Source organism: Streptomyces sp. NPDC016851, assembly GCF_055562795.1.
In genome coordinates this window covers 227740-252018 of sequence record NZ_JBVHEP010000012.1, presented here as the reverse complement: position 1 = coordinate 252018, position 24279 = coordinate 227740, and the positions used below count along the sequence as shown (strand labels likewise).

The 24279-nt window shown below is 69.5% G+C and carries 24 protein-coding genes; 11 read left to right on the top strand and 13 right to left on the bottom strand.

Annotated elements, in window-relative coordinates; genetic code table 11:
• Positions 1 to 122 precede the first annotated feature (122 nt).
• Positions 123 to 575 carry a GNAT family N-acetyltransferase gene (locus ACZ3I3_RS21495; protein WP_467367306.1) on the bottom strand — a complete coding sequence of 151 codons (453 nt, stop codon included), beginning with the start codon at positions 573 to 575 and terminating at the stop codon, positions 123 to 125.
• A 39-nt stretch (positions 576 to 614) separates the two neighbouring features.
• On the bottom strand, positions 615 to 1079 hold the full coding sequence (locus tag ACZ3I3_RS21490) for a MarR family winged helix-turn-helix transcriptional regulator (RefSeq protein ID WP_467367304.1): 465 nt from the start codon (positions 1077 to 1079) through the stop codon (positions 615 to 617).
• A gap of 142 nt (positions 1080 to 1221) precedes the next feature.
• On the opposite strand from ACZ3I3_RS21490, the gene ACZ3I3_RS21485 reads away from it, so the two are divergent.
• Both ACZ3I3_RS21485 and ACZ3I3_RS21480 read left to right on the top strand, forming a co-directional pair.
• Positions 1222 to 2430, top strand: a complete 1209-nt coding sequence (locus ACZ3I3_RS21485; protein ID WP_467367302.1) for an MFS transporter — start codon at positions 1222 to 1224, stop codon at positions 2428 to 2430.
• 77 nt (positions 2431 to 2507) lie between these two features.
• A complete protein-coding gene (locus tag ACZ3I3_RS21480) occupies positions 2508 to 2930 on the top strand; it encodes a GlcG/HbpS family heme-binding protein (protein ID WP_467367301.1) in 423 nt (140 codons plus the stop codon).
• Between the two features lie 70 nt (positions 2931 to 3000).
• Here the strand turns inward: ACZ3I3_RS21480 and ACZ3I3_RS21475 are convergent, their stop codons facing one another.
• A complete protein-coding gene (locus ACZ3I3_RS21475; RefSeq protein WP_467367299.1) occupies positions 3001 to 3867 on the bottom strand; it encodes a GNAT family N-acetyltransferase in 867 nt (288 codons plus the stop codon).
• A gap of 534 nt (positions 3868 to 4401) precedes the next feature.
• On the opposite strand from ACZ3I3_RS21475, the gene ACZ3I3_RS21470 reads away from it, so the two are divergent.
• Entirely contained in the window at positions 4402 to 6045 is a 1644-nt protein-coding gene (locus ACZ3I3_RS21470; protein ID WP_467367297.1) for a globin domain-containing protein, read from the top strand.
• Positions 6046 to 6054: 9 nt separating this feature from the next.
• Here ACZ3I3_RS21470 and ACZ3I3_RS21465 read toward each other — a convergent pair whose 3' ends face one another.
• The 5 genes from ACZ3I3_RS21465 to ACZ3I3_RS21445 all read right to left on the bottom strand — a co-directional run bounded on the left by ACZ3I3_RS21465 (position 6055) and on the right by ACZ3I3_RS21445 (position 9777).
• Entirely contained in the window at positions 6055 to 6537 is a 483-nt protein-coding gene (locus ACZ3I3_RS21465; RefSeq protein ID WP_467367295.1) for an NUDIX domain-containing protein, read from the bottom strand.
• Between the two features lie 133 nt (positions 6538 to 6670).
• Positions 6671 to 7576, bottom strand: coding sequence for a LysR family transcriptional regulator (locus ACZ3I3_RS21460; protein WP_467367293.1), 906 nt, complete (start codon positions 7574 to 7576; stop codon positions 6671 to 6673).
• A 195-nt stretch (positions 7577 to 7771) separates the two neighbouring features.
• Positions 7772 to 8905, bottom strand: a complete 1134-nt coding sequence (locus tag ACZ3I3_RS21455) for a cystathionine gamma-lyase (protein WP_467367291.1) — start codon at positions 8903 to 8905, stop codon at positions 7772 to 7774.
• Complete coding sequence (locus ACZ3I3_RS21450; RefSeq protein WP_467367289.1) at positions 8902 to 9393, bottom strand: low molecular weight protein-tyrosine-phosphatase; 492 nt, start codon at positions 9391 to 9393, stop codon at positions 8902 to 8904. The genes ACZ3I3_RS21455 and ACZ3I3_RS21450 overlap by 4 nt, the downstream gene beginning before the upstream one ends.
• 6 nt (positions 9394 to 9399) lie before the next feature.
• The gene (locus ACZ3I3_RS21445) at positions 9400 to 9777 is read right to left on the bottom strand and encodes a phage holin family protein (protein WP_467367287.1); all 378 of its coding nucleotides are present in this window, start codon (positions 9775 to 9777) and stop codon (positions 9400 to 9402) included.
• A gap of 60 nt (positions 9778 to 9837) precedes the next feature.
• Here ACZ3I3_RS21445 and ACZ3I3_RS21440 point away from each other — a divergent pair, with 60 nt between their 5' ends.
• From ACZ3I3_RS21440 to ACZ3I3_RS21425, 4 genes are all read left to right on the top strand, one after another.
• Positions 9838 to 10155, top strand: coding sequence for a cupin domain-containing protein (locus ACZ3I3_RS21440; RefSeq protein WP_010032823.1), 318 nt, complete (start codon positions 9838 to 9840; stop codon positions 10153 to 10155).
• Positions 10156 to 10322: 167 nt separating this feature from the next.
• Entirely contained in the window at positions 10323 to 10535 is a 213-nt protein-coding gene (locus ACZ3I3_RS21435; protein ID WP_467367285.1) for a DUF5326 family protein, read from the top strand.
• Between the two features lie 205 nt (positions 10536 to 10740).
• Positions 10741 to 11589: an IclR family transcriptional regulator gene (locus ACZ3I3_RS21430; protein WP_467367283.1), complete on the top strand. Its 849-nt coding sequence runs from the start codon at positions 10741 to 10743 to the stop codon at positions 11587 to 11589.
• 99 nt (positions 11590 to 11688) lie between these two features.
• On the top strand, positions 11689 to 12123 hold the full coding sequence (locus tag ACZ3I3_RS21425; RefSeq protein WP_020271172.1) for an SsgA family sporulation/cell division regulator: 435 nt from the start codon (positions 11689 to 11691) through the stop codon (positions 12121 to 12123).
• A 109-nt stretch (positions 12124 to 12232) separates the two neighbouring features.
• Here the strand turns inward: ACZ3I3_RS21425 and ACZ3I3_RS21420 are convergent, their stop codons facing one another.
• A complete protein-coding gene (locus ACZ3I3_RS21420; protein ID WP_467367281.1) occupies positions 12233 to 13972 on the bottom strand; it encodes a YibE/F family protein in 1740 nt (579 codons plus the stop codon).
• 254 nt (positions 13973 to 14226) lie between these two features.
• Between ACZ3I3_RS21420 and thiC the strand changes: the two genes are divergently transcribed.
• Complete coding sequence (gene thiC / locus ACZ3I3_RS21415; RefSeq protein ID WP_467367279.1) at positions 14227 to 16011, top strand: phosphomethylpyrimidine synthase ThiC; 1785 nt, start codon at positions 14227 to 14229, stop codon at positions 16009 to 16011.
• Between the two features lie 91 nt (positions 16012 to 16102).
• Here the strand turns inward: thiC and ACZ3I3_RS21410 are convergent, their stop codons facing one another.
• From ACZ3I3_RS21410 to ACZ3I3_RS21400, 3 genes are all read right to left on the bottom strand, one after another.
• On the bottom strand, positions 16103 to 16969 hold the full coding sequence (locus ACZ3I3_RS21410) for a hypothetical protein (RefSeq protein WP_467367277.1): 867 nt from the start codon (positions 16967 to 16969) through the stop codon (positions 16103 to 16105).
• Between the two features lie 183 nt (positions 16970 to 17152).
• Positions 17153 to 18244, bottom strand: a complete 1092-nt coding sequence (locus ACZ3I3_RS21405) for a metallophosphoesterase (RefSeq protein WP_467367323.1) — start codon at positions 18242 to 18244, stop codon at positions 17153 to 17155.
• Positions 18245 to 18524: 280 nt separating this feature from the next.
• Entirely contained in the window at positions 18525 to 19637 is a 1113-nt protein-coding gene (locus ACZ3I3_RS21400; protein WP_190052800.1) for a LacI family DNA-binding transcriptional regulator, read from the bottom strand.
• 453 nt (positions 19638 to 20090) lie between these two features.
• On the opposite strand from ACZ3I3_RS21400, the gene hisC reads away from it, so the two are divergent.
• Positions 20091 to 21170: a histidinol-phosphate transaminase gene (gene hisC / locus ACZ3I3_RS21395; protein WP_467367275.1), complete on the top strand. Its 1080-nt coding sequence runs from the start codon at positions 20091 to 20093 to the stop codon at positions 21168 to 21170.
• Here hisC and ACZ3I3_RS21390 read toward each other — a convergent pair.
• A complete protein-coding gene (locus tag ACZ3I3_RS21390; RefSeq protein WP_467367273.1) occupies positions 21167 to 21595 on the bottom strand; it encodes a cyclophilin-like fold protein in 429 nt (142 codons plus the stop codon). The two genes, hisC and ACZ3I3_RS21390, sit on opposite strands and share 4 nt — an antisense overlap.
• Before the next feature lie 149 nt (positions 21596 to 21744).
• Between ACZ3I3_RS21390 and ACZ3I3_RS21385 the strand changes: the two genes are divergently transcribed.
• Together ACZ3I3_RS21385 and cydB are read left to right on the top strand one after the other, a co-directional pair.
• Positions 21745 to 23250 carry a cytochrome ubiquinol oxidase subunit I gene (locus tag ACZ3I3_RS21385; protein WP_467367271.1) on the top strand — a complete coding sequence of 502 codons (1506 nt, stop codon included), beginning with the start codon at positions 21745 to 21747 and terminating at the stop codon, positions 23248 to 23250.
• Between the two features lie 20 nt (positions 23251 to 23270).
• Positions 23271 to 24275 (top strand): cytochrome d ubiquinol oxidase subunit II, encoded by a 1005-nt coding sequence (cydB, locus tag ACZ3I3_RS21380; protein WP_467367269.1) that lies wholly within the window; start codon positions 23271 to 23273, stop codon positions 24273 to 24275.
• Positions 24276 to 24279 lie beyond the last annotated feature (4 nt).

The window sequence follows — 24279 nt, the reverse complement described above, 5'->3', positions numbered from 1 at the left end:
GTCCGCGGCGGGGCCCCCGGGGGGGGGGGGGTGCCCCCCGGGGGGGGGGGGGGCCTGTGTTGGGGGGGTGCGCGGGGGGGGGGGGGTTTTCACCTCCACCCCCCCCCCCCACCCGCATGCGGTCACAGCGGGAGCTTGAAGCCCGTGTGGGATGCCGTGAAGCCGAGCCGCTCGTAGAAGCGGTGGGCGTCGGTGCGGGTCTTGTCGGATGTCAGCTGGACCAACTGGCATCCCTGGCGCCGGGATTCATCGATCGCCCACTCGATGAGCTGTGTTCCCAGGCCGCTGCCGCGCTCATCGGCATGGACGCGTACGCCTTCGATGACCGACCTGGTCGCGCCGCGCCGGGACAACCCGGGAATGATCGTGAGTTGGAGCGTTCCGACGACACGGCCTTCCCGGACCGCCACGACCAGGCGCTGGTTGGGGTCGGCGCTGAGCCGTTCCAGCGCGGTCAGATACGGAGTGAGGTCGTCAGGCGACTCGCGCTGGGCGCCAAGGGGGTCGTCCGCGAGCATGGCGACGATCGCCGGGACGTCGTCGGCGGTCGCGGGGCGTATCTCAAGATCTCCCATGACCACACCCTACGCAGAGACGCCTGGGGCGGAGCCGGCTTATGCGGGCACCGGAGCCTTCAGCGTCTCCACGACCCGGACCAGCGGGGCCAGCTCAGGGTTCTTCGCCGCCTCGTCGAGGGCCTCGCGCAGAGCGGCGTCGTTGGTCGGCCGAGCCTCTTTGAGCAGCTTGAGGCCCGCCTCGGTGACGTTCGTGTAGATGCCCCGGCGGTCGGTGGGGCAGAGGTAGCGCTCCAGGAGCCCGCGGTCCTCGAGCCGGGTGACCAGACGGGTGGTGGCGCTCTGGCTGAGGACGACCGCGTCGGCGACCTGCTTCATCTGGAGATGCCCTCCGTCCCCGTCGTGCTGCCGGCTGAGCACGTCGAGCAGGGAGTACTCGCGCGCGCTCAGGTCGTGTTTGGCCTGCAGGGCGCGCTCGATGTGGGCCTCGATCCTCCCGTGCAGCAGTGAGAGGGCGCACCAGCTCTGGGCGAGAGCGGTGAGCGCGGGGTCCGTCGCTGTCATGGCGTTTCCTCCGTCCCGGAGCGGCTGACATCCAGGATAGAGCAGGACCGCAATTGACGGCGGTTGCCTATAGCCCGCGTGTGCAATTATTGTGGACGCACGCAAAGCGCTCCTGCAATCGTCTGGGAAGGTGTACCTCTCCATGCCTCTCGCGCTTCTGGCCCTCGCGATCGGGGCCTTCGGAATCGGAACGACCGAGTTCGTGATCATGGGCTTGCTGCCCGAGGTCGCGGGCGACTACGGGGTCTCCATTCCCACCGCCGGGTATCTGGTGACCGGCTACGCGCTCGGTGTCATGTTCGGCGCCCCGCTGATGACCGTGCTGGGCACCAAGGTCTCCCGCAAGCGGATGCTGATGCTGCTCATGGGCCTGTTCATCGTCGGCAACCTGCTCTCGGCACTCGCTCCGGCCTTCGCCGTCATGCTGATCGGCCGGATCGTCGCCTCGCTGGCCCACGGTGCCTTCTTCGGCATCGGCTCGGTCGTCGCGGCCGACCTCGTCGCCCCGGACAAGAAGGCAGGAGCCATCGCGATGATGTTCACCGGCCTGACCGTGGCCAACGTCGTCGGTGTCCCGCTGGGCACACTCGTCGGGCAGTCCGTCGGCTGGCGGGTGACCTTCGGCATCGTCGCCGCCCTCGGTGTCGTCGGCCTGGCCGGCATCGCCCGGCTCGTCCCCGACGTGCCCAAGCCGGAGGGAGTGCGCCTCCGGCACGAGCTCGCCGTGTTCAAGAACGTGCAGGTGCTGCTGGCGATGGCGATGACCGTCCTCGGCTTCGGCGGCGTCTTCGCGGCCATCACCTACATCGCGCCGATGATGACCCACACCGCGGGCTTCGCCGAGGGCTCCGTCACCTGGCTGCTGGTCCTCTTCGGCCTCGGGATGGTCGGCGGCAACCTCGTGGGCGGCAAGTTCGCCGACCGCGCCCTGATGCCGATGCTGTACGTGTCCCTGGGCGCCCTGGCCGTCGTCCTGGCGCTGTTCACCCTGACCGCGCACGACAAGCTGCTGTCGGCCGTCACGATCGCCCTGATCGGCGCCCTGGGCTTCGCCGCCGTCCCGCCGCTCCAGAAGCGGGTCCTCGACCAGGCGCACGGAGCCCCCACGCTCGCCTCCGCCGTGAACATCGGCGCCTTCAACCTCGGCAACGCGCTGTCCGCCTGGCTCGGCGGCCTCGTGATCGCGGCGGGCTTCGGTTACACCGCCCCCAACTGGGTCGGCGCCGCCCTGGCAGCGGGAGCCCTGGCCCTGGCCTTCCTCTCCGCCGCCCTGGAACGCCGCGCGGGTGCCCCCAGCACCGTCGTCACGGGATCCGAGCCGAGCGAGCAGCGGACCGCCGTCCACCACTGAGCCACCGGGCCGACCAGGATCATCGCCTTCCCCCGCCCCGGACCAGCACCTTGTGCACGTTTTCCAGGAGAACCCTCATGAGCACCACCACCGCAGTCGCCCCACTGACCACTCAGGACGCCGACGTCCTTGTCACCGCCGCCCAGCGTGCCGCCGAGGCCGCAGGTGTCACCGTCAGCGTTACCGTCCTGGACGCGGGCGGCCATCTGCTCGCCTTCCGGCGTGACGACCGCGCCGTGCTGATCTCCGGCGAGACCAGCACCCGCAAGGCCTACACGGCTCTGCAGCTGAACGCGCCCACCGCCGACCTCGTCGACGCCGTGCAGCCCGGAGGCCTCTTCCACACCCTGCCCACCGCACTCGACCGGCCGCTGCTGTTCATCGCCGGTGGCGTACCGATGCATCGCGACGGTCGGCTGATCGGCGCGATCGGTGTCGGCGGGGGTGCGCCGGAGCAGGACCACGCCTTCGCCACGGCCGCCCTGGAGGCCCTCGCCTGACCGGGCCCGTTCAGCGAAATGACGCCGGCTCCCGATCCCTGGGGAGCCGGCGCTGTCGTACCGGGGTGGCTCAGCCCGCCGCGACCGTGACCGGGGCGAACCGACGGCTCCAGTCCCCGGGCAGCTCGGTGATCCCGTAGGTCATCACCGAGTTGAAGGCCACGGACGCCAGACCGCGCTCCTTCGCCCACGCGAGCAGTTCCGTGTGCCGCACGTCGATGTCGGTGCGCAGAGGACGGTCCGTGTGGGCGGCGAGGGAGGTGATGAGGGCCTGGGCCACCGACGTGTCACGCGCGATGAGCGGACCGATGACATGGGTGTCCATGTTCGGCCAGGCGGCCGCGTATCCGGTGATCCGCCCGTCCTCCTCCGCCACGCGCAGCTGGTCGGCGAAGGCCGGCAGTCGGGTGACGATGTGGGTGCGGTCGGTCCCGAACGCCTGCTCGTCGAGCCGGAGGATGGCGGAGAGGTCCTCGGCGGTTGCGGCACGCGTGGCCACCACCGGCTGCGGCCCGCCAGGAGTGAAACGCCCGCTCACCATCTCCGCCCGCCCGGTGACCTTGAAGCCGAGTTCCTCGTAGAGGGACCGGCCGTACGGCGTCGCATGCAGGGTGAGAGGCGTGGTGCCCATCGCGGAGACGATGTGGTGCATCAGCCGGCGCCCCACGCCCTGCCGGGCATGCCGTTCGGCGACGAGGACCATGCCGATCGCCGCGAGGGCGGGGCGCTCCTGCGGTCCGTACTCGGTGACGACACAGGCGCTCACGAGGCCGCCGTCGGGGTCGTCGATGCCGTAGCCCCTCCCGGCCGTGAGGAGGAAGCCCCACTTGTGCTCCTCACGTTGCCACCCCCGGTCCTCGGACAAGTCGGCGCAGGCGGCGAGATCGCGGAGCGTCAGACGGCGGATGGGCAGAGAGTCAAGGGAAGGAGTCGGCACGCAGGTCAGGCTGTCCGACCGGAGCCCCTGACGTCCACCTCTTTCCACAGACACACGCGAGCTTTTGGCCAGTTGTAGCCCCCTGCACAGAATGCGGACAGACGCCGGACGTTTCACGTGAAACACAGGCGCGTCGCACGGTGGTTGACCGCGCTGATGATTCGCGCCGTGCCCTCATTCGTGACGGGGCAAGGGGGGACTTGTGTGCACAGCGGTGGCCGGTAGGGTCGACTCCGGTTCACATCCGGGGCGGCTGACCCGTTCTGCGTGGGCCGCGTACAGGGCAATGCAGCCTAACGGGACGGAGAGATCGAAAACCCACGTTTCCGGTTATGCGACTGAGCCGCCCAGGCGGGTAGGAAGCTCAGGGAGAGCACTGCGGCCAATGTCACACTCTTGCCTTACTTGTCCGTACAGAGCCGGAACACGGGTTGAATGTGGCCGCATTGGCCGCGACACCGGATGGGAACGCCGTCCGTCCACGGGGGAAAGCAGGCACCTTCCGACTGGGGAAGTGCGCAGACCGACCGAAAGATGTTCGAGGCGAGGCACACCATGGACGCTCCGACCACCACGTCGGCCGACAACGGCACTTCTGGCGGCGGGGGCGACTGGTTCACGCCCCGCAACAAGCCGACGACGACGCCGGGCAACGAGACCGGAACGCCGGACAACGAGCCCGGGACGCCAGACGGCGACTCCGGCACGCCGGACGGCCGTCGCCCGGCGGTGATACGCCCGGTGGGCCGGCAGACGGCCGCCCCGGGAGCACCGGCGGACGGCACGGCGGCCCCGCCCGCCTCGGCGACAGACGGTGCGAGGACCGGTGTGCCGGACCAGGAACGCGAATCCCCGGACGCGATACCCGGCCCCGCTCCCACGGCACAGCACTCCGCCCCCTCTCCCGAGGCCTCGTCGCCACGACCCGCGCCCGCGACGGGAACACCGCCTCCGGCGCCCTTCGCCTCCGCCGCGGCTCCTCCCGCCGAGCCGCGCGTCCCCGCCCAGCGGCCCGCATCGATGTCGCCCCCGGGGCCGGACGCTTCCGCCCCGGCCGGACAAGCCTCTCCGGACGCCATCCTCGTTCGCCGCGCCATGACAGAGGTCACGCCCGTGGCCGACAAGGTCACCTCGTACTTCTACGCCCTGCTCTTCGTCCGCTACCCCGACCTGCGCCCGCTCTTCCCGGCCGCGATGGACACCCAGCGGGACCGGCTGCTCAGGGCACTGCTCACGGCCGCCGAGCACATCGACAACACCGATGTCCTGGTCGACTACCTACGCAACCTCGGCCGGGGCCACCGGAAGTACGGGACGCGGCCCGAGCACTACCCGGCCGTTGGTGAATGCCTGATCGGCGCGCTGAGCAAGTACGCCGCCGGGGTCTGGAACGCGGAGATGGAAGCGGCCTGGGTCCGGACGTACACGACGATCTCCCAGATCATGATCGACGCGGCGGCCGCCGACGAGCTGCGTGCCCCGGCCTGGTGGTACGCCGAGATCGTCACGCACGACCTCAGGACCCCGGACGTCGCGGTCGTCACCGTCCGCCCGGACCAGCCCTACCCCTTCCTCGCCGGGCAGTACACGAGCCTGGAGACGCCCTGGTGGCCCCGGATATGGCGGCACTACTCCTTCGCCTCGGCACCCCGCTCCGACGGCCTGCTGTCGTTCCACGTGAAGGCCGTCCCGGCCGGCTGGGTCTCCAACGCCCTGGTGCACCGCGCCCGCCCCGGTGACATCGTCCGGCTCGGCCCGCCCGCGGGTTCCATGACCGTGGACCACACCACCGACAGCGGGCTGCTCTGTCTGGGCGGCGGCACGGGCATAGCGCCCATCAAGGCGCTGGTCGAGGACGTCGCCGAGCACGGGGAACGCCGGCCGGTCGAGGTCTTCTACGGGGCCCGCACCGACCATGATCTGTACGACATCGACACCATGCTCCGCCTCCAGCAGAGCCACCCGTGGCTCTCGGTCCGCGCGATCATCGACCAGCTGGCACACCAGCAGCTTCCGGACGCGGTACGCGCCTACGGGCCGTGGAACGAGTTCGACGCCTATCTCTCGGGCCCGCCCGGGATGATCCGCAACGGTGTGGACGCCCTGCGGGACATCGGCATCCCGTCGGAGCGCATACGGCACGACTCCGTCGAGGAGCTGGTCGCGGTCGCGCCCTGAACCCGCCGGTCAGCCCAGATCGGGGGCGTGCATGGCACGTACGCCCTCGATATTGCCGTCCAGGTAGTGCCGCAGCGACAGCGGAACGAGATGGACCGAGGCGATGCCGACCCGAGTGAAGGGCACCCGCACGATCTCGTACTCGCCGACCGGTTCGTCCACCTCGGGGCCGTGGCGGAGGGCGGGATCCATGGATTCCAGACGGCAGACGAAGAAGTGCTGCACCTTCACACCGGTCGCGCCGCCGTCCTCCCCGATGTGCTCCACGGTGTCCACGAAGCAGGGCACCACGTCGGTGATCTTCGCGCCGAGTTCCTCGTACACCTCGCGGTGCAGGGCGTCGACAACGGTCGAGTCGTCGGGCTCGACCCCGCCGCCGGGCGTGAGCCAGTAGGGATCCATGCCCGGTTTGGTGCGCTTGATCAGGATCAGGTCGTCCCCGTCCAGCAGAACGGCACGGGCGGTGCGCTTGACCACGGGTCGGACGGTCATGGGTGAAATGTGGCCCGGCTGGTTCCACGTGAAACATCGCGAAAAGTCACCGGCCGGGCTCTCAGAGTGAGGCCCTGTCCAGGCAGCCGACCTGCGCGCCCCCGCGACCCGGTACCCGCCCTCGGGCGCCTCCTCAGCACCAGTCCGCCGCCGCCCGCTGCAACCACTCGTGGGCCCGCGCGATATGAGGCATCGCGAGCGTCCCGGTGCGCACCACCAGGAAGTACGTGCGCAGCGGCGGCACCGCCGGCTCGTGCAGGGCGACGACGTCACCCCGCTCCATCGTGGCCGCGCACAGATAGCGCGGCAGCACGGCCAGGCCCGCGCCCGCGACCGCACACGCCAGAACCGCACGCAGGTCGGGGACGACGACGGTGCCCGGGGCGGCCGGACGCGAGTCGAAGACGGAGGCCCAGTAGCGGGACACGAAGGGCAGCGACTCGTGCACCTCCACCACAGGCACCTGCTCCAGGGCCGGTTCCGGCTTGCGGTCCGGCTGCCCGGCGCCGATCTGCTCGGCCCAGCGCGGGGCGGCGACCAGGACGTGCTCCTCGTCGCAGAGCGCAGTCGCCGTGAGCAGGGCGCCGCGCGGCCGGGCCGTGCTGATGGCCAGATCGTGATGCCCGGCGGAAAGCCCTTCCAGCGTTTCCTCGGCGTTCCCGAAGGAGGCGCGCAGAGCGAAGCCCTGGCCGTCCTCTCCGGTCAGCTCCGTGAGGGCGGGCAGGGCTCGTTCGGCGATGAACTCCGGGGGTCCGGCGAGGTGCAACGTCCGTAAGGAGGAGTCGTCGTCGAGGCCGGTCTCGGCTATCTCCACCAAGGCGTCGAGATGCGGGGCCGCCTTGTGGGCGAGTTCGTCACCGATGCTGGTCGGGGTCACGCCGCGGGCCTGCCGCAGGAACAGGGGGCGGCCCAGCTGCCGTTCCAGCGTGCGGATCTGCGAGGTGACGGCCGGCTGGGAGAGGCCGAGCAGTGCGGCGGCGCGAGTGAAGGAGCCGGCCCGGTGCACGGTCACGAAGGTCCGCAGCAAGGCCAGATCCACCGCGCAGTCTCCCCTCTTCGGCCCCGCTCCAGCCCCCCGGCCGCGCCAACTATAAATAAGTCGATAGGTCTCTGTCGCTACTGTGATTGGACACTGACAGAGAGTCAACTAGCCTTGGTCGCGCGGTTCTTGCGCGCGGAACCGGGGGACGGTCCGAGCCACGAGGGGGGAGGCTCGGACCGTCCGTGGGGGATGTCAGGCTGCCGACGCGTCCAGCGCGCGCAGCACATCGGCCACCAGGTCCTGCGGATCCTCGGCGCCGACCGAGAGGCGGATGAAGCCCTCCGGCACCGCGTCGCCGCCCCAGCGTCCGCGCCGTTCGGCCGTGGACCGCACTCCGCCGAAGCTCGTCGCGTCGTCCACGAGCCGCAGGGCGTCGAGGAAACGGTCGGCACGGGCGCGCGTGGGCAGCGTGAACGACACCACGCAGCCGTAGCGCCGCATCTGCCGCGCGGCGATCTTGTGGGCGGGATCGCCGGGAAGTCCGGGGTAGCGCAGCCCGGTCACCTCGGGCCGCTCGCGCAGTGCCTCGGCGACCGCCAGGGCCGTCGTGCTTTGCCGGTCGACGCGCATCTGGAGCGTCGCGATGGAGCGGTGCGCCAGCCAGGCCTCCATCGGCCCGGGAATCGCACCGACGATCTTGCGCCAGCGGCGCACGGCGGTCATCGCCTCGGCGTTCCGGCCGACGACGTAGCCCAGGAGGATGTCGCCGTGCCCGGTGAGCTGCTTGGTGCCGCTGGCCACCGCGAAGTCGGCGCCTAGCTCCAGGGGGCGCTGGCCGAGCGGTGTCGCCAGGGTGTTGTCCACCGCCACCAGGGCGCCACGCGCGTGTGCCGCCTCCGCGAGCCGCCTGATGTCGCACACGTCGAGGCCGGGGTTCGACGGCGTCTCGATCCACAGCAGCTTCGCACCATCGAGGACGTCGAGCTGGGCGTCGTCACGGGTGGGCGCGGTGCGCACCTCGATGCCGTACGCCTCCAGCTGGGTGCGTACCAGGGGCAGCGCCTGGTAGCCGTCGTCGGGCAGGACGCACACGTCCCCGGCGCGCAGCTGGGAGAAGAGCACCGCCGAGGTCGCGGCCATGCCGGAGGCGAAAACGAGCGTCTCGACGCCGTCCTGGCCGGGCGCCTCCAGCTCGCCGACGGCCCGCTCCAGCAGCGTCCAGGTCGGGTTCTCGTCGCGGCCGTAGGTGTAGGGGCCGGTGGGCTCGCCCGGCAGGTGGTAGTGGGCGGCGAAGACAGGTCCGGGCAGGGTCGGCTCGTACTTGGCCGGCGCGGGAAGCCCGGCCCGCACCGCGCGCGTGCCGTCGCCCGTCGCGGATTCGCTCATGCCGCCTGTCCCTCCACGTCCTCACGCACCGCGGCGAGCAGACCGGCGCTCGCCGCCTCCACCATCTCAAGGCACTCCTCGAAGCCCTCGGCGCCCCCGTAGTAGGGATCCGGTACGTCGAGGTCGTCGCCGGCCGCGGGGTCGTACGAACGCAGCAGACGCACCTTCTGCGCGTCCTGCTCCGTGGGCGCGAGGCGGCGCAGCGCCCTGAGGTGGCCGGAGTCGAGGGCGACGACGAGATCGAGGCGGGAGAACCACGACGGCTGGAACTGCCGGGCCGTGTGGCTGGTGGTGTAGTCGTTCGCCTCGAGGACGGCCACCGTGCGGGGGTCGGCGCCGTCGCCCTCGTGCCAGCCGCCCGTGCCGGCGCTGTCGACCTCGACCAGCCCGTCGAGACCGGCTTCCGCCACGTGCGCGCGGAAGACGATCTCGGCCATCGGGGAACGGCAGATGTTGCCCGTGCAGACGAAGCAGACGCGGTAGGTCATGCGCGTTCAGTCCTTGTCGGGCAGGACGACGTGCAGCGCCCAGGAGACGACAGAGATGATCAGGGCGCCCAGGACGGCCGTCCAGAAGCCCTCGACGTGGAAGCTGAGGTCGAGCTTGTCGGCCAGCCACGAGGTGAGCAGCAGCATCAGCGCGTTGACGACCAGGGTGAACAGGCCCAGCGTCAGGATCAGCAGCGGGAGGCTGAGGAGCTTGACGACCGGCTTGACCAGGAAGTTCACCAGGCCGAAGATCAGCGCGACGATAATCAGGGTGCCGGCCTTCTTGCCCGTGCTGTCACCGGTCAGGGTGATCTTGTCGAGCAGCCATACGGCGACCGCCAGGGCACCCGCGTTGGCGATCGTCTTGACTACAAAATTCATCATGTGTCTGATCGTGGCAGACCTGGTCGGACATGGGGACACGAGGCAGGGGCGGACGAAACGATGAAGGCATTCCGGCTGGATGAACTGGAGGCGGAGCGCGCCGCCAACGAGGGCGCTTACCTGCAGTTTCTGCGGGAGCAGAACATGTCGGTCGGCCTGTACGCCCTCGACGCGGGCGACCAGGATCCACAGAAGCCGCACAATCAGGACGAGGTCTACTTCGTTGTGAGCGGCCGTGCCGCGATCACGGTCGGGCTGGAGACGACGCAGGTGGCGCGCGGCAGCGTGATCTACGTACCTGCCGGTGTCGCGCACAAGTTCCACCACATCACCGAGGACTTGAGGGTGCTCGTGGTCTTCTCTCCCCCCGAGAGCTGACGAGCCCTCTCGGGGTTCCCTAGGGGATCGGTCAGGGGAGGACAAGGGGTCCGAGGCCCCCGCAGGGCCCCCTCCCGGACCTAGCATCGAGTGCAGGACGTCAAGAGATCCAGAAGAGACCGACAGGGCCCGGCACTCGAACGGGTGGAGAGGCAAGGACGAGGGCGATGCGAGAGATCTTCATGGGACTGCCGTGGTGGGTGAAGTGGATCGCGGTGCCGGTCATTGCCCTGGTCGTGTTCGGCGGGCTGATCGCCAGCGTGGTCGGGTTCGTCATCGGACTGCTCTTCAAGGTGCTGGTCTTCGTGGCACTGATCGGCGGACTGATCTACGTCGTACGGAAGTTCACGTCGAGTTCCTCGTCGCGCAGCGACTGGTGAGACCGGTGGGAAACCGGTGGGGGTAGCGGGAAACACCCGGAGTGACCGGTTCCCTCGGCCGGGGGAAGTTTCCGTTCCGGGCCGTCTGCATGCGGTGGCAGACGAATAGAGTCCGGAACTCGACGCGGGGACATCCCCCGTGAGCGGCACACCCCCACCCGTGTCCATCGGCACGGTCTGCCCCATCGCGCTTCGGGAGTGACCCTTGGCCCCGGCTGACACCGCATCTGTCCACCTGCGCACCGTCCCCGCGCAACCCCGCTCGGCGCCCCCCTCCGAGCAACCACCTCCCGTCCCGCCACCCCCTCCGGCGACCCTCATCGGGTCCGTGCAGCGCGCGATGCGCCTGCTGGAGACCGTCGCCGCGCACGAATACGGCGCCCCCGCCAAGCAACTGGCCCGGGAGACCGGGCTGGCGCTGCCCACGACCTACCACCTGCTGCGCACCCTCGTGCACGAGGGCTATCTGCACCGGGACAAGGGCCTGTTCTTCCTCGGTGAGGCCGCCGAGCGGCTGAGCAGCAGCGGGGCCCGGCAGAAACGTCGCAGCACGGTCGTCGACGCGCTCGCGCACTGGCGGGACGTGCTCGGCGTTCCGGTGTACTACGCGGTGTACCGCGAGGGCGAGATCGAGGTCATGTGCGTCTCCGACACCCCGGGCAATCCCGCCGTCGAGGAATGGGCCGACTTCCGGGAGACCGGGCACGCGCACGCCATCGGGCAGTGTCTGCTGTCCCAGCTGGACGAGGAGGCCCGCCGGGACCACCTCGACCGCTATCCGGTACAGGCCCTCACGCCGTACACCGTGCGGGACAACCACAGCCTGCTGCGCCGTCTGGAGCGGGTACGGCGGATGGAACCCGTGACCGAGCGCCAGGAGTACGCCCTGGGCGCCGTCTGCGCGGCGATCCCGCTCACCCTCGGTACGACGGCGGCGACGATGGCCATCTCCCTGCCCGCCCACCAGGAGCACCGGCTGCTCCCGGCGGCCCGGCAGTTGCAGAGCGAGATCGGGAGTCTGCTGGGCTCGCTCGCGCTCTCTATCAGTATGTGAAAACTCACTCCTTGTGATCTGCTGTGTACGTTCAGCAAGATTCCATCAAGTGTCAGAGGTTCGTTCCCGGCCAGTCCACGGCGAATGACGGGGTTAGCGATGCGCGAGTCCGTACAGGCAGAGGTCATGATGAGCTTTCTCGTGTCCGAGGAGCTCTCCTTCCGCATTCCGGTGGAGCTGCGCTATGAGACCAGTGATCCCTATGCCGTCAGGCTGACCTTCCACTTGCCCGGTGATGCCCCGGTGACCTGGGCTTTCGGCCGGGAGTTGCTGATCGACGGTGTCGGCCGGCCGTGTGGGGAGGGCGATGTGCGGGTCACGCCCGTCGAACCGGACTCGCTGGGCGAGGTGCTGATCCGGCTTCAGGTGGGCAGCGACCAGGCGCTGTTCCGGTCCTCGACGGCACCGCTGGTCGCCTTCCTCGACCGCACCGACAAGCTGGTGCCGCTGGGCCAGGAGGGCTCGCTCGCGGACTTCGACGCCCATCTCGACGAGGCTCTGGACCGCATCCTGGCGGAACAGGGCGCCGGCTGAGACACCCGTCGGGCGGCACAGGTGGAGTAACGCTTCACCGGATGCCGCCGAACTGTGCAGGAACGCTTCTCCGTTCGACGGGACAGCCGGCTTCACCGTTCACGAGCCGTCAGCGCTTGCGGCGCCGGCCCTTCCCTCCGCGTGCCGGGACCGGGACGGCCTCCGCAGCGGGCTGCGCTCCCGGGCGGTCGGCCGAGACCACCAGCGCGGCCAGGGCCGTGGTGACCGGCACCGAGGCCACCAGGCCGATCGAACCGACCAGCGTGCGCACGATCTCCTCCGCGACCAGTTCGCTGTTGGCGACCGTCCCGACACCGCTCTGCGCGATGGAGAACAGCAGGAGCAGCGGCAGCGCGGCACCCGCGTACGCGAGGACCAGGGTGTTGACGACCGAGGCGATGTGGTCGCGGCCGATCCGGATCCCCGCGCGGTAGAGGCCACGCCAGCCCATGGTCGGGTTGGCATCGTGCAGCTCCCAGACCGCCGACGTCTGCGTGACCGTCACGTCGTCGAGCACACCGAGCGATCCGATGATGACGCCGGCGAGCAGCAGACCGCTCATGTCGATCGTCGGGTAGAGGCCGTGGATCAGACCGGTGTTGTCGTCGGTGTTGCCGGTGAGCGCGGCCCAGTCGATGAACAGCGAGCCCAGAACGCCGATCAGCAGCAGCGAGACGAGGGTGCCGAGCACCGCCACGGAGGTCCGGGCGGACAGGCCGTGACACAGATACAGGGCGATGAGCATGATGGCGCTCGCGCCCACCACCGCCACGAGCAGCGGGTTCGAACCCTGAAGGATCGCGGGCAGGATGAAGAGGTTCAGCACCATGAAGCTGATGGCCAGCGCGACCAGGGCCATGACACCGCGCAGCCGCCCGACGACCACGACGGCCAGGGCGAAGATGCCGGCGAGCAGCGCCATGGGCAGGCGGCGGTTGATGTCCGTGACCGAGTACTGGAGGTCCTTCGGCGCGGAGGGCTCGTAGGCGACCACGACCTCCTGGCCCTCTTCCAGCTGGCGGGACTGGTCCGGCTGGACGATCTCGGTGAAGGTACGGCCCTTGTCCTTGCCGCTGTCGACGCGGATCGTCGCCCGCTTGCAGGTGCCGTTCTCCTGCTGCACCGCGGAGGAACCCTCGGCGGTGGAGGTGTCGCCGGTCGGCGGGACACCCGAGGCGCCGGCCTCCTTGCAGCTCACCGCCACGACCTTGGTGACCGAGCCCTCCTGCGTCTGCCGGTCGAAGCCGACGCCGGTGCGCTCGTGCGGCGGGGCGCCGCCCGGCCACAGCACGGCGAGACCGACCAGCACGGCGGCCGCGAACGGGATCAGGACCGCCGCGATGACCTTGCGCAGGTGCATCGAGACGGGCGTGGCAGGACCGTGGTTGTGACTGTGCCCGTGCCCGCCGCCCGGCTCGGAGCCGGGCCCGTTTCCGTGACCGTGCCCGTCGCCGCCACCGCCGTGCCCGTCGCCACCGCCGTGCCTGTGGCCTCCGCCGGGACCGTGTCCGTCGCCGTACCCATCGCGTCCGTCGGGCCTGTCGCCTCCGCCGCGCCCGTACCCGTCGGCTCCGCTGTGCCCGTCACCTTCCCCGGAACCGGAACCGGAACCGGAGCCGGTAGGTTGCCAGCCTCCGGAGCCGGAGCCGTACGAAGAGGCCGGACCGGCCGGACCGCCGCCCTGTCCGTTCCCCGGACCGGGCCGGTGCCCGTGCGTCTGTCCGCGGGCAGGACCGAGCCCGCCCCCGGCGGCGAAATCGTGCTCGCGCCCACGGCCGTTGCCGTTGCCGGCGCCGGACCCGCGGGGCGGTTCGGGCGGTGGGTAAGGAGGACGCTGCGTCGTGGTCACCGACCGATCATCGCAAGAACGAGGGGGGCCCTCTGTTCACCGCGCCAGAATTGCCGCTAGCGTGGTGGCACCTTTTGTACACGCGGGAGCTCGGAGCACCGGGCTGAGAGGGCGCTGACCTCCGTCCCAGCGATGTTTCACATGAAACATCACCGAAGTCGAGTGATGTTTCACACGGAACGTCGGCAGACGGAAGCCGCTGCGTCGACCGCCGAACCTGTTACCGGGTAATGCCGGCGTAGGGAGTAGGTCTCATGACCAACAAGGACGCACGCACGCCTGCCTCCGTTCAGGACGCACAGTCCGAGGAGGCCGGGAAGTCCATCGGCTGGCACAAGGCGTACGTCGAGGGCAGCCGCCCCGACCTGCGGGTGCCGGTCCGTCAGGTGCATCTCACCAACGGGCAGTCGGTCACCCTGTACGACACGTCGGGCCCGTACACCGATTCGCTCGTCGACACCGACGTTCGCAGGGGCCTGTCGCCGCTGCGCGAGAACTGGATCATCGCCCGTGGCGACACCGAGGAGTACGCGGGCCGGCCCGTTCGTCCGGAGGACGACGGCATCAAGCACACGTCGCCGCGCGGCGGCCTGCGCAACCTCGACGCCGTCTTCCCCGGCCGGCCGCGTCAGCCGCGCCGCAGCAAGGACGGTAAGGCGGTCACGCAACTCGCGTACGCCCGCCGCGGCGAGATCACGCCCGAGATGGAGTACGTGGCCATCCGGGAGAACGTCTCGCCCGAGGTGGTCCGCGACGAGATCGCGGCGGGCCGGGCGGTACTGCCGGCCAACGTCAACCACCCGGAGATCGAGCCGATGATCATCGGCAAGCGGTTCCTGGTGAAGGTCAACGCCAACATCGGCAACTCGGCGGTGACGTCCTCCATCGAGGAGGAGGTCGAGAAGATGACCTGGGCGACCCGCTGGGGCGCCGACACGGTCATGGACCTGTCCACCGGCCGCAACATCCACACCACGCGTGAGTGGGTGCTGCGCAACTCCCCCGTGCCCATCGGCACCGTGCCGCTCTACCAGGCCCTGGAGAAGGTCGACGGCCGGGCCGAGGAGCTGACCTGGGAGATCTACAAGGACACGGTCATCGAACAGGCCGAGCAGGGCGTGGACTACATGACGGTCCACGCGGGCGTGCGCCTGCCGTATGTGCCGCTGACGGCGAACCGGAAGACCGGCATCGTCTCGCGCGGCGGCTCGATCATGGCGGCCTGGTGCCTGGCGCACCACAAGGAGTCGTTCCTGTACGAGAACTTCGAGGAACTCTGCGAGATCCTCGCCGCGTACGACGTCACGTACTCGCTCGGCGACGGCCTCAGGCCCGGGTCGATCGCGGATGCCAACGACGAGGCGCAGTTCGCGGAACTGCGGACCCTCGGGGAACTCAACCGGATCGCGAAGCGTTTCCACGTACAGACCATGATCGAAGGCCCGGGCCATGTCCCGATGCACAAGATCAAGGAGAACATCGACCTTCAGCAGGAGATCTGCGATGAAGCTCCGTTCTATACGCTCGGCCCGCTGACCACGGACGTCGCGCCGGCGTATGACCACATCACCTCCGGCATCGGCGCCGCGATGATCGCCTGGTGGGGCACGGCGATGCTGTGTTACGTCACGCCCAAGGAGCACCTGGGCCTGCCGAACCGTGACGACGTCAAGACCGGCGTCATCACCTACAAGATCGCCGCCCACGCAGCGGATCTGGCCAAGGGACACCCGGGCGCCCAGGAGTGGGACGACGCGCTGTCCGACGCCCGCTTCGAGTTCCGGTGGGAGGACCAGTTCAACCTCGCCCTCGACCCGGACACGGCACGGGAGTTCCACGACGAGACCCTGCCGGCGGAGCCCGCCAAGACGGCTCACTTCTGCTCGATGTGCGGTCCCAAGTTCTGCAGCATGAAGATCTCGCACGACATCCGTCGTGAACACGGCGGCACTCAGGCCGAGATCGAGGACGGCATGGCGCAGAAGTCCAAGGAGTTCGCGGCGAGCGGGAACCGCGTGTACCTGCCCATCGCGGACTGAGCCGCCCGCACACAGGCCGAGGGCCGGGGACCGGTGGTCCCTGGCCCCCTGGCCCGCGGGAGGGATCCGGCCCCGGGCGCTGACCCGACGGCTACTCCGGCTGGTGTTCCGGGCCTCCGAAGTCCGGGCTGGTGTAGTCCGGACTGCTGAAGCTCGGCCGCGAGCCGCGGTCGCCGTCGTCCGGGCTGGTGAAACCCGGGCGGTCGTAGCCGAGGTGCGGCATGCGGCTGACCGGCGTGGAAGGGGAGGTGTGCTGCAGCGCGGCGGTCGCGCTCGGGTCGACGAGGGCTTCCCGGAGGAAGGGCACGATGCCGCGTTCCAGCAGGGCTTCGCGCCAGGCCTCCCTGGCCCGGTCCACCTCCCCGTGCAGCTCGCCGTGCGGGTCGCTTTCGGCCGTCGGCTTGTTGCGCAGGGCGGTGATCAGCAGCCCCACCGCGGCGACGAGGATCGCGACGGCGGTCACGGCGCCGAACACCCAGCCCGTGGTGAGCATGGTCCGGGCGAACGTCTGCTCGGGGTTGAGCATCTGAAGGATGTAGCCGACGAGCAGGAAGATCGCCGCGGCGGTTCCGGCCAGGACGGGAGCGAGGACGGCGACGACGGCGACGGCGCCCGCGCCGGCGGTCTCGGCGACCCCGCCCATGGTGGCGGCGAGGCCCGCCGCGCCCGTGTCCGGCTCGGAGGAGCCGGATGCGCGCACGGCCGGCCGGCCGGCCGTCGCGGGCCTGCGCTGTGCCTCGCGGACCTTGACGTAGTGCTGGTATTCGGTCGACGCGGCCGCCGTGATGAGCGCGGTGGCGTTCAGCGCCATGGTGCGCAGTTGCTCGGGGTTGAGCCGCTGTCCGACAGCGGCCAGTTCCGGTCGGTGTGGTGCGGAGCGCAGCGCCTCATCGAGGATCCGCTCGTATTCCTGGCGGTCCTCGCTCAGCAGGTGCTGCGGAACGCTGTTCATGTGCATCCCCCGATGCTCCGTAGGGCTTGGGGCTCGGCATGCTGACGAGCCGTCGGGCAGAAACGGAGGGGAGCCTGCTACGGATAAGCCGATGGTAGAGCCGTGAAGGTGGGCGGTGACAGGGGGTTTACCGAAATTGGCCCCTCAGCGGTCCGGTCCTGTGACGGGAAACGCCTGCCCGGTGAACGTTCACGTACCCAGCGGCAGTTGCTGGACCAGCAGCTTTCCGGCCATGGTCACGCCGCCGTCCATGGCGATGGCGAGTCCGTCGGCGTAGACGTGCGGACCCTCGACCACGGGGTCGGTCCTGTCCTCGTCTTCCTCGGAGCCGACTTCGCCCAGGAGATACGGAATCGGGCTGTGACCGTGAACGATGCGGTGGCCCCCGTACGTATCGAGCAGGGAGCGCACGGCGTCCGCGCCGCCCTCGTCACGGAAGGAGAACCGCTTGGTGAACTTGCGGAACAGGTCCCAGACCTCGTCCGCGTCGTTGCGCGTGAGCGTCTCGCGGACGGTGTCGTTGACCTCTTCGATGGAGCGGCCGTAGTCGAGGTAGGCGGTGGTGTCGGAGTGGACGAGCAGGTGGCCGTCGACCTCCTCGACGGCGTCCAGACGGGCCATCCACTGCAGGTGGTGGTCCTGGAGGCGGTCCATGTCGGTCTTCTGGCCGCCGTTGAGCAGCCAGGCCGCCTGGAACGTGGCGGTGCCGGCGCCGGAGTTGACGGGGGTGTCGCCGAACCGCTTGGCGCCGAGCAGCAGCAGCTCGTGGTTGCCCATGAGTGCCTTGCAGTAGCCGCCGGCCGCGGCGGCCTCGGCGGACAGCCGCATCACCAGGTCGATGACGCCGATGCCGTCGGGGCCGCGGTCGGTGAAGTCGCCGAGGAACCACAGCCGGGCGGTGCCCGCGCACCAGTTGCCGTCGGCGTCGAGGAGGCCCTTCTCCTGGAGGGCGGCCACCAGCTGGTCGAGGTAGCCGTGCACATCGCCCACGACGTACAGCGGGCCCTGCCCGGTGTCGGCCTGCGGGGCTGCGACGGTCTCGGGGTCGACGGCCACCTGGACGGTGTCGCCCCGGTTGATCACGGGCAGATCGCGTTCGGTCGGCGTGTACCCCTCGGGGTAGGTCTCCTCGGCCGGCGGGGCGACCTCGCCGGGCTGGGCGCTGTGGACGTACGGACCGGCCTCGTGGACGTACGCGGGCACCCGGAAGTCGCGCAGCGTCGCCGTCCGCTCCACCTCGGGTCCCTGACCGGCCCCCTGAGTCATCGACCCCTCCACCATCGCGCCGCAGCTGCACCGCATCGGACTGCCTGGTCGTAGCGGCCCGTGGGTGTCGTGGGCCCATCATAGGAATGCGGATCGCGCCATGTGATGACCCAGGGGTGGTGAATCAGAGCAAGAGTCCAGTTCACCGCGGCTTTCGCCCCGATTGAGCCGGGCTTTGACCACCGTGTGACCGTCCTCGCTTTCCTTCTCTTCGCGAGAACGATCCCTTCTCTCCGGGGGACCGGCCCTGTTTCTCCCCAGGAGTGCGCACTTTCGTTGACCCGATCGGACGGGTCTAGGTCCCCTCGGGTGACCGCGGCGGGCTGACCGTCGTGCGCGGCGGGCGCCGTTGGGACGACGTGCGCACGATCAGCTCCGTCGGTATCACCTGCTCCACCGGACGGTCGGAGTCCACTCCCTCGATGGCGTCGATGAGGAGCTGCACGACGGCCGTGCCGATGCGGCGCGGTTTCAGGGAGAGCGTCGTGATGGGCGGCTCGGTGTTGGCGTACACGGTGGACTCGCTGCAGCAGACCAGCAGCAGGTCGTCGGGTACGCGCAGGCCGTAGCGGCGGGCGGCGGCGAGCAGGTCGGTGCCGTTCGGGTCGAACAGGCCGTAGACCGCGTCGGGCCGGTCGGGCCGGGCGAGCAGCCGGTCGGCGGCGACGGCGCCCGCGCACGGATCGTGCGCCGGGTAGGCCTCGTACACCGGGTCCTGGCCGACGCGCTCGCACCAGCGCAGGTAGGCGGTGGTCGACAGGTGGGTGTACGTGTCCGTGGTCGTACCGGTCAGCAGGCCGATGCGGCGGGCGCCGGCGTCGGCCAGGTGATCGAGGATGCCGAGGACGGCGGCCTCGTGGTCGTTGTCGACCCAGGCCGTGACCGGCAGCGAGCCGGCCGGGCGGCCGTCGGAGACGACCGGCAGGCCCTGCCGGACGAGTTCGCTGACGACCGGGTCCTGGTCGGAGGGGTCGATGACGACCGTGCCGTCCAGGGCGACGTTCGACCACACGTCGTGGCGGGAGGTCGCGGGGAGAATGACGAGGGCGTAGCCGCGGGCGAGCGCGGCGGAGGTGGCGGCCCGTGCCATCTCGGCGAAGTACGCGAACTCCGTGAAGGTGAAAGGTTCATCCCCGTACGTGGTCACGGTCAGGCCGATGAGTCCCGACTTGCCGGTACGGAGGGTCCGGGCGGCGGCCGAGGGCCGGTAGCCCAGCCGGTCGGCGACCTCACGGACATGGCGCCGGGTGGCGTCCGGGAGCCGGCCCTTGCCGTTGAGGGCGTCGGAGACGGTCGTGATGGACACTCCGGCGGCGGCGGCCACGTCTCTGATACCCGCCCGACCCGGCCGACTGCCTCGACGTGAGGTTTCCGCGCGGCTCACCTGGTGCTTCCCTGCTGCTGTCATGGCGAGCCGATAGTAGGGCTCATGCGGTGGGGTAGTGCGGACGCATATGCACGCGTTGACAGGCACGTTTCTGCATGATCATTTAACCCCAATTGCTTTGGAAAACAAGGGCGTTGGCGGCTCTCATGCCAGTACGTGGCTTGTCGGCCCGCACGGGCCTGCCAAGTGGCCGATGTTGCGAAGAGGTCTCAACTCACCTGCACGGGGGATGCGCGCCACGGCGCGCACCACCGGCGCGTAGATATATGTGCGGCGCGCCCCTGAATTCGTACGCCTTCGTACAGTGATGCCCCTGATGCCGGTGGGGCGCACGAATGATGTCCGTGGGACGCACGAGGCCGACCGTCGTCGCGCCGTCGTGGCTATACGCAGCGGCGCCGAATCCTCATAAGGTGAGGAGCATTGGATGTCGGCGGCGGTCATGGGCCGCCGGTCTTCGCGAGGAGGACTGCGGTGAGCGAGACGAGCCCCAAGCTGCGCGCCGAGCTGGAGGGGATCCCCACCTACAAGCCGGGCAAGCCGGCCGCGGCGGGCGGGCCGGTGGCCTACAAGCTGTCCTCCAACGAGAACCCCTACCCGCCGCTGCCGAGCGTGATGGAAACGGTGACGGCGGCGGCCTGCGCCTTCAACCGCTACCCCGACATGGCCTGTACCGGGCTGATGAACGAGCTGTCCGAGCGGTTCGGCGTGCCCCTCTCCCACCTGGCCACCGGCACCGGCTCGGTCGGTGTCGCCCAGCAGCTGATCCAGGCCACCTCCGGCCCCGGCGACGAGGTCATCTACGCCTGGCGGTCCTTCGAGGCGTATCCGATCATCACGCAGGTCAGCGGCGCGACGTCGGTGCAGGTGCCGCTGACCTCCGGTGATGTGCACGACCTCGACGCGATGGCCGACGCGATCACCGACCGGACCCGGTTGATCTTCGTCTGCAACCCCAACAACCCGACGGGCACGGTCGTGCGGCGGGCGGAGCTGGAGCGCTTCCTCGACCGGGTGCCCGGTGATGTGCTGGTGGTGCTCGACGAGGCCTACCGCGAGTTCATCCGCGACCCCGAGGTGCCGGACGGTGTCGAGCTGTACCGTGACCGGCCCAACGTCTGCGTCCTGCGGACCTTCTCCAAGGCCTACGGCCTCGCCGGCCTGCGCGTCGGGTTCGCCATCGCCCACGAGCCGGTGGCCGCGGCGCTGCGCAAGACGGCGGTCCCGTTCGGGGTGAGCCAGCTCGCGCAAGAGGCGGCGATCGCCTCGCTGCGTGCCGAGGACGAACTGCTCGGCCGGGTCGGCTCGCTGGTGTGTGAGCGCACGCGCGTGGTCGACGGGCTGCGCGCCCAGGGCTGGACGGTGCCCGAGACCCAGGCCAACTTCGTGTGGCTGCGGCTGGGGGAGCGCACGGTCCCGTTCGCGGAGGCGTGTGAGCAGGCGGGTGTGGTGATCCGGCCGTTCCCGGGTGAGGGTGTGCGGGTCACGGTCGGAGAGACCGAGGCGAACGACATCTTCCTGAAGGTGGCGGAAGGGTTTCGCAAGGAGATCTAGGAGCTGAGAACCGTGGGATGAGCCGGTCGGCGTTCATCGTCGACCGGCTCCACGCGTATCGGGTCGCCGTCCCGCACGGTTGCCAGCAGACCGGGGTCGCCGTCGATGCGGCCCAGGACATTGCACGGGCTTGCGAGGCGGCACTCGTCGCCCCGTGAGATCGGAGTGGGCCCGTAGGGGAGGGCGAGGGCGTCGCCGTCGGTCCAGAAGGCGACGGTGCCGGGCTCGACGACCTCCCTGGCGCCTGTTTCACGTGAAACCGACACTCCTGTGTCGAAGTACACCTCCTTGCCCCAGGTGCGCGCTGTCGAGACGAGGGGCAGCGCCTTGGCGAGGGCCTGGCTGGTCGGAGTGTCCTCGAGGGACGCGGTGAGATGACCGGACGGCCAGGAGATCCGGATCTGTAGCGATGGCAGTGTCTGCATGCCGTCGATTCAACAATATGTTGAAGTTCCGGCCAAGGGGTTGACTGTGACGGGGGAGACAGGGGACCCCCTCCAGGGCTCGAAACTGCGTGCTGCATAATGGCTTGTGAATGTGAACGCTTTCACAAGCGTATGTAAGGAGCGGCGACGTGGACCTCGCTTTGGCGCCGGAGACCCTGGCGCGATGGCAGTTCGGCATCACCACCGTCTACCACTTCCTGTTCGTCCCCCTGACGATCTCGCTGGCCGCCCTGACGGCCGGACTGGAGACCGCCTGGGTGCGGACGGAGAAGGAGAAGTACCTCCGGGCGACGAAGTTCTGGGGCAAGCTCTTCCTGATCAACATCGCGATGGGTGTGGTCACCGGCATCGTGCAGGAGTTCCAGTTCGGCATGAACTGGTCCGACTACTCACGCTTTGTCGGTGATGTCTTCGGCGCGCCGCTCGCCTTCGAGGCCCTGATCGCCTTCTTCTTCGAGTCCACCTTCATCGGCCTGTGGATCTTCGGCTGGGACAAGCTGCCCAAGAAGATCCACCTGGCCTGCATATGGATGGTCTCGATCGGCACGCTGCTGTCCGCCTACTTCATCCTTGCCGCGAACTCGTGGATGCAGCACCCGGTCGGTTACCGGATCAACGAGAAGAAGGGCCGGGCCGAGCTCACCGACTTCTGGCTGGTGCTGACGCAGAACACCACGCTGAACCAGGTCTTCCACAGTTTCTCCGCGGCGTTCCTGACGGGCGGCGCCTTCATGGTGGGGATCGCCGCCTTCCACCTGCTGCGCAAGAAGCACATCCCGGTGATGCGGACCTCCCTCCGGCTCGGCCTGGTCACCGTCGCCGTCGGCGGCCTGCTCACCGCGGTCAGCGGGGACACCCTGGGCAAGGTCATGTACGAGCAGCAGCCGATGAAGATGGCCGCTGCCGAAGCGCTGTGGGACGGCGAGAAGCCGGCGCCCTTCTCGGTGTTCGCGTACGGGGACGTCGACAAGGGCCACAACAAGGTCGCCCTGGAGATACCCGGCCTGCTCTCCTTCCTGGCCCACAGCGACTTCGAGTCGTACGTGCCGGGCATCAACGACACCAACAAGGCCCTCCAGGAGAAGTTCGGCCCCGGTGACTACAAGCCCATCGTCCCGGTCGCCTACTGGGGCTTCCGCTGGATGATCGGCTTCGGCATGGCGTCGTTGGCGATCGGCCTGCTGGGGCTGTGGCTCACCCGGAAGAAGTTCCTGCTGCCGGCGGCCTGGCGGACCGGGGAGGACGAGGTACCGCATCTGGTCCTGTTCCGGAAGCCGCTCCGGCCGCGACTCACCCGCCTGTACTGGCTGGTGGCGGTCTGGACGATGGCCTTCCCGCTGATCGCCAACTCCTGGGGCTGGATCTTCACCGAGATGGGGCGCCAGCCGTGGGTCGTCTACGGGCTGTTCCAGACCCGCGACGCCGTCTCCCCCGGCGTCTCCCAGGCCGAGGTCATCACCTCGTTGATCGTCTTCACCACGCTGTACGCCATCCTCGCCGTCATCGAGGTCAAGCTGCTGGTCAAGTACGTCAAGGCGGGCCCGCCGGAGCTCACCGAGGCCGATCTCAACCCGCCCACGAAGATCGGCGGCGAGTCCCGTGACGCCGACAAGCCGATGGCCTTCTCGTACTAGGCCGAGGGAGCTGCACAGTCATGGAACTGCACGACGTCTGGTTCGTCCTGATCGCCGTCCTGTGGACCGGCTACTTCTTCCTGGAGGGCTTCGACTTCGGGGTCGGTGTGCTCACGAAGCTGCTCGCCCGCAACCGGCCCGAGAAGCGGGTGCTGATCAACACCATCGGCCCCGTCTGGGACGGCAACGAGGTGTGGCTGCTGTCCGCGGGCGGTGCCACCTTCGCGGCCTTCCCCGAGTGGTACGCCACGCTCTTCTCCGGCTTCTACCTGCCCCTGCTGGCCATCCTGGTCTGTCTGATCGTCCGGGGTGTGGCCTTCGAGTACCGCGCCAAGCGGCCCGAGGAGAACTGGCAGCGCAACTGGGAGACGGCGATCTTCTGGACCTCGCTGATCCCCGCCTTCCTCTGGGGTGTGGCCTTCGGCAACATCGTGCACGGCGTGAAGATCGACCAGGACTTCAACTACGCCGGCGGCGTCCTGGACCTGCTCAACCCGTACGCGCTGCTCGGCGGTCTGGTCACGCTGGCGCTGTTCACCTTCCACGGGACGGTGTTCGTCGGGCTCAAGACGGTCGGGGAGATCCGGGAGCGGGCGCGGAAGCTGGCGCTTCGCGTCGGGCTGGTGACCGCCCTGCTGGCTCTCGCCTTCCTGCTGTGGACGCAGTCCGACCGGGGTGACGGAGCTTCGCTCGTCGCGGTGGCCGTGGCGGTGGCGTCGCTCCTCCTGGCCATGGTCGCGGCGCGAGCGGGGCGTGAGGGGTGGGCGTTCGCCCTGTCGGGGCTCACCATCGTGGCCACGGTGGCGATGCTCTTCCTGACGCTGTTCCCGAACGTCATGCCGTCGACGCTCAATCCGGACTGGAGCCTGACGGTCACCAACGCCTCGTCCAGCCCGTACACGCTGAAGATCATGACGTGGTGCGCGGCGGTCGCCACGCCGGTCGTGATGGTCTACCAGGGCTGGACGTACTGGGTCTTCCGCAAGCGGATCGGTACGCAGCACATCGCCGACCCCGTGCACTGAGGTG

Coding starts and splice junctions, on each gene's coding strand:
- ACZ3I3_RS21495 (WP_467367306.1), bottom strand. CDS start 575: ATGGGAGATCTTGAGATACGCCCCGCGACCGCCGACGACGTCCCGGCG.
- ACZ3I3_RS21490 (WP_467367304.1), bottom strand. CDS start 1,079: ATGACAGCGACGGACCCCGCGCTCACCGCTCTCGCCCAGAGCTGGTGC.
- ACZ3I3_RS21485 (WP_467367302.1), top strand. CDS start 1,222: ATGCCTCTCGCGCTTCTGGCCCTCGCGATCGGGGCCTTCGGAATCGGA.
- ACZ3I3_RS21480 (WP_467367301.1), top strand. CDS start 2,508: ATGAGCACCACCACCGCAGTCGCCCCACTGACCACTCAGGACGCCGAC.
- ACZ3I3_RS21470 (WP_467367297.1), top strand. CDS start 4,402: ATGTTCGAGGCGAGGCACACCATGGACGCTCCGACCACCACGTCGGCC.
- ACZ3I3_RS21465 (WP_467367295.1), bottom strand. CDS start 6,537: ATGACCGTCCGACCCGTGGTCAAGCGCACCGCCCGTGCCGTTCTGCTG.
- ACZ3I3_RS21455 (WP_467367291.1), bottom strand. CDS start 8,905: ATGAGCGAATCCGCGACGGGCGACGGCACGCGCGCGGTGCGGGCCGGG.
- ACZ3I3_RS21450 (WP_467367289.1), bottom strand. CDS start 9,393: ATGACCTACCGCGTCTGCTTCGTCTGCACGGGCAACATCTGCCGTTCC.
- ACZ3I3_RS21445 (WP_467367287.1), bottom strand. CDS start 9,777: ATGATGAATTTTGTAGTCAAGACGATCGCCAACGCGGGTGCCCTGGCG.
- ACZ3I3_RS21440 (WP_010032823.1), top strand. CDS start 9,838: ATGAAGGCATTCCGGCTGGATGAACTGGAGGCGGAGCGCGCCGCCAAC.
- ACZ3I3_RS21435 (WP_467367285.1), top strand. CDS start 10,323: ATGCGAGAGATCTTCATGGGACTGCCGTGGTGGGTGAAGTGGATCGCG.
- ACZ3I3_RS21425 (WP_020271172.1), top strand. CDS start 11,689: ATGCGCGAGTCCGTACAGGCAGAGGTCATGATGAGCTTTCTCGTGTCC.
- thiC (WP_467367279.1), top strand. CDS start 14,227: ATGACCAACAAGGACGCACGCACGCCTGCCTCCGTTCAGGACGCACAG.
- ACZ3I3_RS21410 (WP_467367277.1), bottom strand. CDS start 16,969: ATGCACATGAACAGCGTTCCGCAGCACCTGCTGAGCGAGGACCGCCAG.
- ACZ3I3_RS21405 (WP_467367323.1), bottom strand. CDS start 18,244: ATGGTGGAGGGGTCGATGACTCAGGGGGCCGGTCAGGGACCCGAGGTG.
- ACZ3I3_RS21400 (WP_190052800.1), bottom strand. CDS start 19,637: ATGACAGCAGCAGGGAAGCACCAGGTGAGCCGCGCGGAAACCTCACGT.
- ACZ3I3_RS21390 (WP_467367273.1), bottom strand. CDS start 21,595: ATGCAGACACTGCCATCGCTACAGATCCGGATCTCCTGGCCGTCCGGT.
- cydB (WP_467367269.1), top strand. CDS start 23,271: ATGGAACTGCACGACGTCTGGTTCGTCCTGATCGCCGTCCTGTGGACC.